Genomic DNA, 12,870 nt, shown 5'->3' on the forward strand with positions numbered 1-12,870 from the left:
AAGAAAGAATAGCATCTAGCAACAAAAGACGAGGTATTTCTAATCATTTTCCTCTATTGAAAAAAATTGTATTGACTTCGTTTTCGAATGAGCACTATAATTCATGAGGTATTTATAAAAACGTCTAAAAATGGGGTGTTCACATGAAGAACCGTTTATATAAATTAACTGTAATTTTTGTTGCTTCGATCGTGCTCGGTTTTGCTTTTAATGTGTTCCTGCTTCCTCATGAAGTGTTAACTGGTGGAGTTACAGGACTCGCTATGGTTTTCGGACTGTTATCTCCTATTAATACTGGAATATGGATCGTTATTCTCAATATACCGATCCTCGTTATTGGCTGGAAGAAGCTAGGGAAAGAATTTATAGCAAATAGTTTTTTCTCTGTATTCGTTACATCCGTCTCAATGCTATATATTCCAGTCGTTAGAGTGACTGAAGATGCGCTGCTTTCCTCTGTTTTTGGTGGTGTGATTGCCGGGATTGCGATTGGACTCATTGTTAGATTTTACGGCTCAACTGGCGGGTTTGATGTGATTGGTCTCTTGTTAACAAAAAAACATGATATTCCCTTAGGAGGTCTAATCTTTGCATTAAATAGTGGTGTCGTCTTTATTTCAGGCTTTGTTTTTGCATGGGAATTAGCGCTGTACACAATGGCATCAATTTATATAACCGGGATTGTCATTGACCGTATTCATACGCGTCACATAAAAGTAAGCTTAATGGTTGTTACCGATCGTGGCGATGAACTGAAAAGTGAACTGCTTAGCAATTTAGTTCGTGGAATTACGGTTATCGAAGGGCAAGGCGCATATTCAAAAGCAAGGCGGGAAGTGCTGTATACTGTCATATCAAGGTATGAGCTTGCCACAGTCACAGCCCTAATTAAAGAAGCCGATCCAAATGCCTTTGTCAGTGTAAGCGAAACGCTAGAAGTAATGGGTAACTTTAGAAGAGAATGATTACACAAAATTGTCGGGAACCAGGTCCCGCACAATTTTGTGTAATTTTGTGTGAAGAATGTTCTTCGGTAAAATTCGAGGGCATTCTTCTTTTTTGTATAATCAGAAAACATATGGACATTTGAAGAACGTCGACTATTGGTGATAAACCATTTTTTTTTGCAGGAATTTTTATGTGAATGACGTATAGGTTAAACAATGGAGAAAAGGAGCAGATAAATAATGGGAGAAATAAAAATTAACGAACTTAGCACTGAGCAGGAGGTGGTGTCAGCATATCCAGTCATGAGCCAATTAAGGTCACATTTATCTGAAGAAAAATATGTTGAGCTTGTCCTTGATGCACAGGCAAATGATCAGTATAAAATGTTCGCTTTATATGAGAGTGGAGAGATTGCGGCCGTGACCGGGTTTAAGCCAATGATTACACTCTATTACGGTCGGTTCGTCTGGGTATGCGACTTAGTTACGGACAGTGTGAGACGTTCAAACGGCTATGGTGAAAAATTGCTGTCGTTTGTTCATCATTGGGCAAAAGAAAACGGCTATGAAAGTGTCGCCTTATCTTCAGGTTTGCAGCGAGAAGATGCCCACCGTTTTTATGAAGAGAAAATGGACTATAAAAGAGTCAGCTATGTTTTTAAAAAGGAAGTAAAATAGATGTTTTCTGAATTAGGTCATTCGTGAGGTAAGACGTCCCGTTCTGCACAACAAAATATTGCCATTTTTATAAGGTTATGCTCAAGTAAAAGTTAAAAATTCACGCGAAGGAAGAGGCGGGGAGCTTCATGATACAGATTAGCAAGGTTATACCGAAAACAGACGGATTTGAAGAAGCGGTACACGAATTTTGGAAGCAATGGGGAAATGAGAAAAACTACGATCTATACTATGATTGCATCGTTCATTCAGCTGATGCTGAAGATGCGATTCCGAGTTTTTATGTAGCGAAGAAAGACGAGAGGATTGTCGGCACATATGCACTCATTCGCAATGACTTCATCAGTCGGCAAGATTTATTCCCATGGCTTGCTTGTTTGTATGTCTCTCCTGAATGCCGCGGCCAGCAGCTTGGCAAACGGCTTCTTGGTCATGCGTGTGAAGAAGCCGCGAACTATGGCTTTCATCACCTTTATTTAAGTACAGATTTAGAAGGGTATTATGAAAAATACGACTGGACACATATTGCAAAAGGGTATGGTGTAGGAGGAGGAAATATTAAAATTTACCAAAAAGCGACGAGGTGATCCGTTGTAAGAGGTGACCAAACGATGACCTATTTCATTCAAATAATAACTCAAGAGCAAGCGGAAGAGATCGCCTACAACTGGCATTATGATGGGATGTACACCTTCTATGATTGGAAGCAGATGAAGAGGATTTAGATAAGGAAAGCAGAGGAGACGATTATTACGCTGTTTTAGAAAAGAAAGAATTGGTCGGTTTCTTTAGTTTTCACAAACTAGAGCATGAAATCATTGATAGTGGATTAGGTATGCATCCTCATTTCACTGGGAAAGGGAATGGTGCTTGTTTTGTCAAAGCTGGCTTAGCATTTGCTGAAAAATTGTATTCTCCATCCAAAATCACGTTATCTGTCGCAACGTTTAACGAAAGGGCGATCAAGGTCTACGATTACATTGGTTTTAAGCCGATAAGAACGTATTTCCAAGAAACAAACGGCGGAAATTATGAATTTTTAATAATGGAAAAAAAGAAGGAGCTATTGTGATGAAGTTGTACCGAGTCATTTTGCCAGTTTCGAATATTGAGAAGGCAACAGCGTTTTACGAGACCATTTTAGAAATGCCCGGTAAAAAGGTGTCAAATGGCCGACATTACTTCAATTGTGATGGAACTGTGCTCGCTTGCTTTGATCCACAAGCTGATGGTGACAGTTTTCAAGCTGTCCCGAACCCAGACCATATTTACCTTTCTGTTAACAATTTAGAACATACATAGTCACTCGTGAAAAATTCAGAGGCACCCTACGTGGAAAATGAGATTCAAACTCGTCCGTGGGGAGAAAGATCCTTTTATGCAAAAGATCCTTTCGGGAACCCACTCTGTTTTGTTGATGAAAAAACGATGTTTACCGGAGAAAAATAAATTTTTTTTCGTCGATTTGTAAGAAATCACTCTAGCTTTTCGTTATCGTTAATAACTTGTAAATAAAGGAGTGTTTTTTAGTGGCGATCATAGAAAAGGTAGATACGATCTGTTTAACTGTACAACAACTGGAGAAAGCAACTAGCTGGTATGAGGAAGTGCTCGGCTTAACTGTCGGATTTAAAGGGGAAGGATACTGTATTTTAAACATTCCGGGCGGAGGAATCCCGTTGACTCTTGAAGAAAAGAAAGGGGATAAAGCTGAAGGGTACAGCACGTATCCGATCTTTTTCACGAAAGATATTGAGTCCTCTTATACGGCATTAAAAGAGAAGAAAGTTAAAATGAGTGAACGTCAAAGTGACGGGACGAATCATTTTTTTGACTTGTATGATCTGGATGGTAACCGACTGCAAATATGTTATTGGACATAAATGACAACAGCTGGATGAGGGGAAAATGATGCTAAAATACACGATTTGTTTTTTAAAAAGGGACGATGAGATTTTACTCCTAAACCGAGAAAGAGCACCGTGGATGGGGAGATGGAACGGTGTCGGTGGTAAACTGGAGCGAGGCGAATCGCCTAAAGAATGTGCGTTACGTGAGATCGAAGAAGAAACAGAAATTGTGTTGACGGATATTACGTACAAAGGGGATATTATGTGGGATATAGATAATTCCTACTCTGGCGGAATGTACGCGTTTGTCGCGGAACTGCCAGTAACGCTTGACTTTCCAACACCTCGAAAAACAACTGAAGGTATTTTAGATTGGAAAAAAATAAAGTGGGTACTCGACCCGAAAAATGATGGCCTTGCAAATTTAAAATATTTTTTGCAGAAAATGCTTTATGAAGATGAGCGATATATCCACCATTTCACATATGAAAGTGATGATGTTCTCAACTTTTCATCAGTGCGAGTGGAACCGGAATGGAGTGGGGCGAGTAAGTGAATAAGAAAATCCATATTGTCGGCTCGGTTGGGAGCGGGAAGACGACATTAGCAAAGTCGCTATCACATGAATTCAACATACCTTATTATGAACTTGATAATGTCGTTTGGAGAAGAAGTGAATTAGGGGATATTCGTAACCCTCCTGAAAAATGGGAGGAGTCTTTGCGCAACATCGTTTCAACAGATAAATGGATTGTAGAAGGTGTCCATAATGAACAGTGGGTGCGCCCAAGCTTAAAAGAGGCAGATGTGATCCTCTTTTTAAATCTACCGCACCGGACGCGGAGAATCCGAATCGTTTCGAGATTTATTAAGCAAAAGTTTGGGCTCGAACCATCTCACTATAAACCGACATGGACGATGTTCTTTAAGATGTTTAAGTGGGATAAGCAATTTGAGCTGAAAGGTAAACCGAGAATTCTTGATGGAATGTCCGACTGTAAAGGGAAATTAGTCATTTTGCACAGCCGAAAAGATGTTACAAAGTATATGGATGCGTTAAAAAAAGAGTAAATGTCAAGCTCTCTCCATCGTTTTCAACATACAGGTCGCTGATCTTATATTGGAGAGAGACTAGGCACTTTGTTATTGAGTCATCTTCTCTGTTAAAGGGTAAGCGTATATAATTATAATCTCTCGATCGATGTCTATCCGTAAATAGTGTTTACATTCACGAGTTGCCGCACGGATGTGGTGACTTCGCCGTTCCCGCAGGACTCGGGGGTTTTAGTCGAAGATCTAATCTAGCGGTTTGCCTTGACGGACAGGACGTCCTAATGGTGGAAATGTGACAGGACGTATCGTTTTGTTTTGTACGGCCAGTTTTCTTCGTCGATAACCAAGAGCGATTGCACTTTTCTTATAAAGGAGTCACACTTGATCCGTGTTCATTTTCATCATTGATTGCACTTCAATAAAGCCGAGTTTTTTATAAATTTCTTTAGCGAAATTATCTTCAAAAACATTTAATCGAACCTCTTTATACCCTTGATTTTTTAGGTCTTTAACCGCTTCTTTCACCAAAACCTTCGATAATCCGTTCCCTCTATATTCTGGAAAAATGAAGACATCATAAATAAATCCAAAGCGATGATCTGTCATGTAGTCGATATTTTCTCCAATCAGCGTCCAGCCGATCATGGATCCATCATGATCTCGCAAAACCATATATTGAGCTCCCATAATTAATAGAGAAGATATAATGAACTCAGCTTTTTCTTGAGTAATGATATTACTTCCGTTAGCCATCCCTTCATTGGCGGAATCTGCCACCTTCGATAAAATAAGTGCTCGTTCCTCATCCGTAGCTAAATGTAGCATTCAATCCCTCCTATACGTCAGTCCTATCATATTCACGTCATACACGATCGTGACATCCAAATGATCTTAAAGCCAACTCATTCCCACATATTCCCATGTGCCAGGCACATGGGAATATGTGGGAAAATAGATAAAGAATAGATGGGAAATAAATGGTGATCGGGTGGAGAGTAATTTGGGTAAAGAGTGTAATTAGTGGTTGGGTTGGAATAGAAAACAGGATAAAAAGCTAGAACCGTCAAGAAAAATTTCGTGGACCTTGGCGGAAGATGAGGAGTGACTTAGGAGAGTTTTAAATTTTCAAAAAATTAATTGACAAAGAAAACGTTCAAAAGTAAAATGACATTAAAGATTAAACGAAACCGGTTTAGTAAATAGTCATAATGATGTTCCTCAACATAGTTTCTTAGGTTTGCAAGCTGACAGCAAGTTTATTTTCGTCTGCGCTCTATTACGTCAGGGAGGTGAAGCTGAAAAATTTTTTACCACTTTTGAAAGCGGTTTCGTAAATGACATTTTTTGTTTTGAAAGCGTTTACTTGTTGGACTGAAAAAATTAGGGGGGAAGAAAATGAAAAAGTATTTACTAGGATTAGCGTCCGTAATGTTAGCTTTAGGATTGGTAGCTTGTAGTGGAGATGATGACAGTGAAGCAACAGCAGATAATGGTGACGACACTGACACTGATACTGAAAATGGTGGAGGGAATCCAGATGCAGATGTAGAATTATCGTTCTGGCTATTTGGAGCAACGGGATATCCTGACTTGGCAGAAGAATACATGAATGAAAACCCTCATGTAAACATTACGTTCCAGGAAATTGATATGGAAGACCATCATAACAACTTATTTACCGCATTATCAGCTGGGAGCGGAGCTCCGGACATGGCAGCAATTGAAGTAGCTGAAATTGAAAGGTATCGAGGTGCCGAAGATCAATTTTATAATCTATATGATTTAGGAGCAGATGAATTAGCAGATCATTATCTTGATTGGGTTTGGTCAATAGGTCAAACGCCGGAAGAAGATTATTTATTTGGGCTGCCAACGGACATTGGACCGACTGTTATGTTCTATCGAGCTGACGTTTTTGAAGAGGCTGGATATGATTCAGCTCCAGAAGCTGTAGAATCATTGATTCAAACATGGGATGACTTTAAAGATGTCGCAGCGACCATATACGAGGAAACTGGAAAACCAATGACTGACAACCCTGAACTAATTTTTAATGCATTAAGAGATCAAAGCCCGGAATTGTACTTCAATGAAGAGGATGAACTTTTATTAGAAACATCTGATCATATTCGCAATGCTTATGATTATACGGTTGACATGATTGAATCGGACCTCGTTGGCAGCTATGAACTGTGGACACCTGAATGGGGCTCCGGGATGTCAGATGGTAGCTATGCAACTTTATTAGCTCCAGCATGGATGCAAGGGGTCATTAAAGATAATGCACCAGATGAGTCGAATTGGCGCATCGCCACTTTACCAGAAGGAGCCGGAAACTGGGGCGGTTCTTGGATTGCCATTCCGTCACAATCAGAAAACGCTGAAGAAGCTTATGAGTTTTTAAAATGGTTATTATCCCCTGACATGCAGTTAAAAGCGTTTGAACATATGGGATTATTCCCATCCACACCAGCTGTTTATGAGATGGAAGAATTCGAAAACTACACGGATGATTATTTTGGCGGACAACATACTGCACAAATCTTTGCAGAAGCAGCCGAGCAAGTCGAGCACAATTATACGGGACCAAATTATTCAGCAGTAAACGATGAAATGGTTGATGCCCTTTATAACGTTTATGACGGTGGAGACCGAGATGGTGAGTGGAATAGTATGATGGACCGTATTGAGCAAAGACTTAACCGTTAAACCTCATATAAAAAAGGGGGAGCAGTATCCCCCTTTTTATTCTAAGAAAAGGGGTGGATAAATGTGCAGACGAATACGAACCTAGAGGCAGATACAAAATATGCCGCACCTAAGAAACCGAAGCGTCAAAAATTTAGTCAGAAAACGAGAAACATGCTTTCAGGCTATTTGTTCATTTCACCGTTTTATTTACTTTTTGCTGTATTCGGATTGTTTCCGATCGTTTTTAGCTTTTATTTAGCATTTTTTCGCTGGGACGGTTTAGGAGATATGACTTATGTAGGTCTGAATAACTTTACGATCATCTTTCAGGATCCGTTGTTTTGGAAGTCCGTCTATAACACGATTATTATCGGCTTAATGGGGACCGCCCCTCAATTAGTTGTTGGGTTGTTATTAGCTTATGCGCTAAACTCTGCGCTTGTCCGCTATAAAAGTGTATTCCGCGTAGCCATCTTTCTACCATATGTCACATCCATCGTAGCAGTCGCAATCGTCTTCAGTGTCATTTTCAGTAATCAAGAAGGTGGACTCGTCAATTCCTTTTTAGGTCTGTTTGGTGTTGAACCAATTACGTGGACACGCTCAGAATGGGGAGCGAAAGTCGCTATCTCCGCGATGATTTTTTGGCGCTGGGTAGGGTATAATACGATCATTTATTTAGCAGGGATGCAAAGTATTCCAAACGATCTTTATGAGGCGGCAAAAATAGATGGAGCTTCTGTTCGGCAACAAATTTGGTATATTACGATACCGATGTTAAAGCCGTTCATCTTTTTTACCGTCTTTACTTCTACAATTGGAGCGTTACAAGTATTTGCTGAGCCACAAATTTTCCAAGGCAGGGGCGGCAGAGAAGAAGGAATTACGATCGTTTTATACCTTTATAGAGAAGCATTTGCTAGTAACTACTTCGGTACCGCATCAGCAACTGCAATTGTATTATTTTTAATGATTATCGTTTTGGCAGTGACAAATCTATTCTTGGCTAATCGAATTGGTCGGACACCAAGGAGGGGCACATGATGGAAAAGAAAAGTTCTGCAGAAGTCGGTGTGAAAAAATACTCTTTTTCAAAAATTACTGTTTATACGATTCTTATTTTGTTTGCACTCTCTTCCATTTTCCCTTTTTACTGGATGTTTGTCATGGCGACCAATCCTAACCGAGTGATCAATGAAACACCGCCGGCGATGTTGCCAGGAAATATGTTAGTCGAAAATTTTCAAAATGTCCTTGACAGTATTCCGTTTTTTGGAGCGTTATGGAATTCTTTTATCGTAGCAACGACAGTAACGATAGGTGTGTTGTTTCTATGTTCATTAGCAGGATTTGCATTTGCGAAACTGCAATTTCCAGGTAGAAATATTTTGTTTATCTTTATTTTAGCAACGATGATGGTACCACCTCAGCTAGGGTTAATCCCACAGTATTTCATCATTACGGAGCTTGGCTGGCTAAGCTCGCTGAAAGCGATTATTGTACCAGGGTTCATGAATGCATTTGGGATCTTCTGGATGCGTCAATACATACAATCCGCGATTCCAGAAGAATTAATAGAAGCGGCACGAATTGACGGCTGTTCGAACTTCAGAATTTATTGGAATATCGTCGTCCCAACGATTTTACCCGCATTTGCAACATTAGGGATTATCGTTTATATGACGATTTGGGGAGACTATTTATGGCCATTAGTCGTTCTACAAGATCAATCGAACCACACGATTCAAGTAGCACTTCGCTCACTTATGGACGATCGTGTTCGAGATTACGGAATGATCCTTTCGGGAACATTCTGGGCGACATTGCCTTTAATCATTGTCTTCTTATTTTTTAACAAACTGTTTATTAAAAGTATTACAGATGGGGCAGTCAAAAACTAAAGTAGGAGTTCACAATGAAGTTGACAATCAAAGAAATTGCCGAAATTGCTGGAGTTTCGCAATCGACCGTATCGAAGATTATCAACAATTATGACGGCGTTGCTTTGAGAACGAGAGAAAAAGTAAAAGTGATCATCGAAGAAAATCGTTATCGTCCCTCTTATTCGGCAAAAACATTGGCAGGCAATCTAACCAACTTTATTGGCGTCATTTACGCCGGGAAAGTCAATGCAGGGTTCAATCATCCATTTTTTGTAGATGTGATCAATACATTTAAAAAAACAATCGGTCCGATGGGGTATGATCTGATCTTTTTTTCAAATGAACTATTTCATCAAGAAAAGGAAGATTATTTAGCGCGCTGTAATCACTACCAAGTCGATGGCTGTATTGTCATTAGTGGTGAAGAAGTGGAACCGTCGATTTTTGAAATCGATAAAAGTGAGATCCCTTGTGTCGGGATTGATTTACAACTTTTTGGAGATTCGTCAACATACGTCATGACAGATAACGAGCAAATTTCAATTGCTGCAGTCGAGCACCTTTATCACAACGGCTATCAAAAGATCGCATTTATTGGAGGACATCATACGTCGCTCATATCGAGACTGCGTTTGGAAAGCTTTATGGAAACGATGAATAAATATGGCCTCGACGTAAGAGAAGAGTGGGTTTTAGAAGGGGATTTTTTTGAGGGAAGCGGTTATCAACGAATGATGGATTTGCTTGAAGGAAAGCAGATTCCAGAAGCAGTGTTTGCTAGTTCAGACTTGATGGCACTTGGAGTGATGAAGGCGATTAGTGATAAGGGGCTTAACGTCGATGATTTTGCGGTCATAGGGGTAGACGATATTTTAGCGGCACAGTACGTAAAACCGTCGTTATCATCCATTCGTCAGGATCAAATGTTGATCGGAAAGATAGCAGCGGAAATGTTAAATGATTTGATCGTTCATAACCATCGAAGAAACCCTGTGCTAATTGAACCAACGTTAGTCGCTCGGCACTCAACGAAAAGAAAGATTACTAGCGTATAAGTTTAAGAAACATTTTCAAAACAGAAATATGACAAGGGCTTACATTATAGGAGGGAAAGTCATGACAATCATTCAATTTCCGGAAAACATAAAGTGGGGGGCTGCAACAGCTTCCTATCAAATTGAAGGAGCGGCGAACAAAGATGGAAGAGGTCTATCCATTTGGGATACATTTGCAAAAACACCAGGTAAAGTTTTGAATGGCGACCATGGTGATGTAGCTTGTGACAGTTACCATCGTTATGAGGAAGATATCGCCTTAATGAAAGAGCTTGGAATTGATATGTACCGACTTTCGATTGCTTGGCCGAGAATTTTTCCAAAAGGAAAGGGTTCCGTTAATCAACTAGGATTAGACTATTATCATCGCGTCATTGATTGCTTAATTGCGAATGGAATTGAACCGATGGTCACGCTATACCATTGGGATCTACCGCAGGCGCTCCAAGATGAAGGCGGCTGGGACAATCGCGAAACGATCGATGCTTTCGTTCATTATGCTGAAACCGTTTTTCAAGCATTCAACGGGAAGGTGAAACATTGGATTACATTGAATGAACCGTGGTGTTCATCGTTTCTATCAAACTTTATTGGAGCCCATGCACCGGGTAATCAAGATTTACAATTAGCTGTAAACGTTGCTCATCATTTAATGATCGCGCACGGAAAAACGGTGAAAAAGTTCAGAGAGTTAGATATTGACGGTGAAATCGGTTATGCACCAAATGTTGAATGGAATGAAGCATACAGTAATAAGGAAGAGGATATTAAGGCGTGTAAACGAGCGAGTGCTTGGTTTATAGAATGGTTTTTTGATCCAGTATTTAAGGGAGAATATCCATCTATTTTAGTCGATTGGTTTAAAAAGAAAGGTGTTCAAGTAAACATTGAAGATGGTGATATGGAAGCGATTCATAGTCCGATAGATTTCCTTGGGATCAATTACTATACGGGCAGTGTGAGCCGTTATAAGGAAGGGGAAGGCTTGTTTGATCATGAACGTGTCGATAAAGGGTATGATCAGACAGACATTGGATGGAATATATATCCTGAAGGCTTTTATCATGTGTTAGTCTATATTAAAGAAAAATATGGCGATATTCCAATTTACATTACAGAAAATGGTTCTTGCTATAATGATGAGCCAGTTGATGGGAAAGTGAATGATACAGGGAGAATAGATTATTTAAAACAGCATCTCATTTCCTTGCATCGAAGTATTGAATCCGGTGTGAACATTAAAGGTTATTTAACGTGGTCGTTACTCGATAATTTCGAGTGGGCGGAAGGGTATAGTAAACGATTCGGAATTGTCCATGTTAATTACCGGACGTTAGAGCGGACGAAAAAAGAGAGTTTTTATTGGTATCAAAAGTTTCTTGAAACAAATTGGATCAAGCTTTAAAAGGACCTTGTAAACAAAACTGGGCTATCGTAAAAAAGTTTCTAGGCAAGCGAATTATGCTTGCCTAAAAACTCTTATGCTTTAGTACAAGTCTTAATGGCGAAAGCTTTAGTTGCAGTTATACGTTCATCCCAAATGTTTTGCGAATTCTGGTAATATAAAAAGTAGTGCTTTGAATGAATGACATTCAAGGGCACTACTTTTTTTCGTTTGATACAAATTTAGCTGCTCCACATGATTGGCGAACGACTAATTCTGGGTCGACGAATACTTTTCGTTCAACCTGTTGGTCTGAAATTAGTTGCTGAAGCATTGTGGCGGCTAATTCACCGATTTTTTCTTTGTTTTGTCTCATTGTCGTTAAAGGCGGATCGACGTATTGTGCGGCATGAATATCGTCAACTCCGATAATGGAATAGTCCTCAACATTTAACCCGTGCTCTCTAATCGCACGCATAATGCCTAAAGCCATTAAATCTGATCCGGCAAAAATTGCTTTCGGATGCTCCTTTAAGTGGAGAATTTCGTTCATTCTGACGTAGCCACTTTCTTCAAAAAAGTCCCCTTTTTTTACCCAATCAGTTCGAGTAGTTAAGTTTCTTTCGGTGATAATTTGTTTGAAGTACTGTTCTCTCAATCTGGCAACTTGAGAGGAGTCCTCCCCACCAATGTAAGCGATCTGTTCGTGACCAAGTCGTTTCAAATGTTGAATTCCCTCTGAAATGATTTTGTAGTTATCACTCATAATGTAACTTGAGTTATTACCAAAAAGTTCTAAATCGACACCGACGCAAGGAATCTCACTTTTGTCTAATTCATAAACGGTCGGTTCAACGTCGCCCCCACTAATGATGATGCAGCCATCTACGTTGTAATGGAGGCACCTTGCCAAATAATCTTCGTTTTCTTTATGGAACTGTTCATTTGAAAAAAACAAAAGGTCATATCCCATTTGACCGATCGTTTTTTTGAACATATTGACAACTTCAACGAAAAAATGGTGATTGAAATCAGCATTTACTTTCCCAGCGTAGATGACACCGATAACCATCGTTTCATTTGTCGCAAGCGTTTTAGCAGAATAGGATGGGCGATAATTATATTGTTCCATAATCTTTTTCACTCTTTTTTTTGTTTGCTCTCCGACATCATCATAATTGTTAATGATTTTTGAGACTGTTGCCCTTGAAACACCAGCGAGTTTGGCAATTTCCTTGATTGTCATTTTCATGTTCATTCTCCTCAGAATTTTCTATCATATCGCCAATTTTTATCATACCATAAATTTTTATGAAAGATGACAATGAA

General features: G+C 39.5%; 14 protein-coding genes and 1 pseudogene. 13 read left to right on the forward strand and 2 right to left on the reverse strand.

Going from position 1 to position 12,870, the window contains the following annotated elements; translation table 11 throughout:
- The first annotated feature begins 143 nt into the window (after positions 1–143).
- The 8 genes and pseudogenes from CD001_RS08695 to CD001_RS08730 all read left to right on the forward strand — a co-directional run bounded on the left by CD001_RS08695 (position 144) and on the right by CD001_RS08730 (position 4,546).
- Positions 144–965, forward strand: a complete 822-nt coding sequence (locus CD001_RS08695) for a YitT family protein (protein ID WP_096187123.1) — start codon at positions 144–146, stop codon at positions 963–965.
- Positions 966–1,187: 222 nt separating this feature from the next.
- Positions 1,188–1,625, forward strand: a complete 438-nt coding sequence (locus CD001_RS08700; RefSeq protein ID WP_096187124.1) for a GNAT family N-acetyltransferase — start codon at positions 1,188–1,190, stop codon at positions 1,623–1,625.
- Between the two features lie 128 nt (positions 1,626–1,753).
- The gene (locus tag CD001_RS08705) at positions 1,754–2,212 is read left to right on the forward strand and encodes a GNAT family N-acetyltransferase (RefSeq protein ID WP_096187125.1); all 459 of its coding nucleotides are present in this window, start codon (positions 1,754–1,756) and stop codon (positions 2,210–2,212) included.
- Between the two features lie 24 nt (positions 2,213–2,236).
- Positions 2,237–2,697 (forward strand): annotated as a pseudogene (locus CD001_RS08710) (GNAT family N-acetyltransferase).
- A complete protein-coding gene (locus tag CD001_RS08715) occupies positions 2,697–2,927 on the forward strand; it encodes a VOC family protein (protein WP_096187126.1) in 231 nt (76 codons plus the stop codon). The pseudogene CD001_RS08710 and the gene CD001_RS08715 overlap by 1 nt, the downstream one beginning before the upstream one ends.
- Before the next feature lie 227 nt (positions 2,928–3,154).
- Positions 3,155–3,508 carry a VOC family protein gene (locus tag CD001_RS08720; protein ID WP_179298669.1) on the forward strand — a complete coding sequence of 118 codons (354 nt, stop codon included), beginning with the start codon at positions 3,155–3,157 and terminating at the stop codon, positions 3,506–3,508.
- Positions 3,509–3,533: 25 nt separating this feature from the next.
- Complete coding sequence (locus tag CD001_RS08725; protein ID WP_306454066.1) at positions 3,534–4,031, forward strand: NUDIX hydrolase; 498 nt, start codon at positions 3,534–3,536, stop codon at positions 4,029–4,031.
- Complete coding sequence (locus tag CD001_RS08730) at positions 4,028–4,546, forward strand: P-loop NTPase family protein (protein WP_096187129.1); 519 nt, start codon at positions 4,028–4,030, stop codon at positions 4,544–4,546. Before CD001_RS08725 ends, CD001_RS08730 begins: the two co-directional genes overlap by 4 nt.
- A gap of 357 nt (positions 4,547–4,903) precedes the next feature.
- On the opposite strand, the gene CD001_RS08735 is transcribed toward CD001_RS08730, so the two are convergent.
- Complete coding sequence (locus CD001_RS08735) at positions 4,904–5,353, reverse strand: GNAT family N-acetyltransferase (protein WP_096187130.1); 450 nt, start codon at positions 5,351–5,353, stop codon at positions 4,904–4,906.
- A 570-nt stretch (positions 5,354–5,923) separates the two neighbouring features.
- Here CD001_RS08735 and CD001_RS08740 point away from each other — a divergent pair.
- From CD001_RS08740 to CD001_RS08760, 5 genes are all read left to right on the forward strand, one after another.
- Positions 5,924–7,237, forward strand: a complete 1,314-nt coding sequence (locus CD001_RS08740) for an ABC transporter substrate-binding protein (RefSeq protein WP_096187131.1) — start codon at positions 5,924–5,926, stop codon at positions 7,235–7,237.
- Between the two features lie 153 nt (positions 7,238–7,390).
- Positions 7,391–8,263: a carbohydrate ABC transporter permease gene (locus tag CD001_RS08745; RefSeq protein ID WP_096190534.1), complete on the forward strand. Its 873-nt coding sequence runs from the start codon at positions 7,391–7,393 to the stop codon at positions 8,261–8,263.
- Positions 8,263–9,120: a carbohydrate ABC transporter permease gene (locus tag CD001_RS08750; protein ID WP_096187132.1), complete on the forward strand. Its 858-nt coding sequence runs from the start codon at positions 8,263–8,265 to the stop codon at positions 9,118–9,120. The genes CD001_RS08745 and CD001_RS08750 overlap by 1 nt, the downstream gene beginning before the upstream one ends.
- A 14-nt stretch (positions 9,121–9,134) precedes the next feature.
- The gene (locus CD001_RS08755; RefSeq protein ID WP_096187133.1) at positions 9,135–10,157 is read left to right on the forward strand and encodes a LacI family DNA-binding transcriptional regulator; all 1,023 of its coding nucleotides are present in this window, start codon (positions 9,135–9,137) and stop codon (positions 10,155–10,157) included.
- A 61-nt stretch (positions 10,158–10,218) separates the two neighbouring features.
- Complete coding sequence (locus CD001_RS08760; RefSeq protein ID WP_096187134.1) at positions 10,219–11,562, forward strand: GH1 family beta-glucosidase; 1,344 nt, start codon at positions 10,219–10,221, stop codon at positions 11,560–11,562.
- Between the two features lie 196 nt (positions 11,563–11,758).
- Here the strand turns inward: CD001_RS08760 and CD001_RS08765 are convergent, their stop codons facing one another.
- The gene (locus CD001_RS08765; RefSeq protein WP_096187135.1) at positions 11,759–12,793 is read right to left on the reverse strand and encodes a LacI family DNA-binding transcriptional regulator; all 1,035 of its coding nucleotides are present in this window, start codon (positions 12,791–12,793) and stop codon (positions 11,759–11,761) included.
- Between the last annotated feature and the right edge of the window lie 77 nt (positions 12,794–12,870).

Source organism: Evansella halocellulosilytica, from assembly GCF_002335745.1.
Classification (GTDB): Bacteria; Bacillota; Bacilli; order Bacillales; family Salisediminibacteriaceae; genus Bacillus_CA; species Bacillus_CA halocellulosilytica.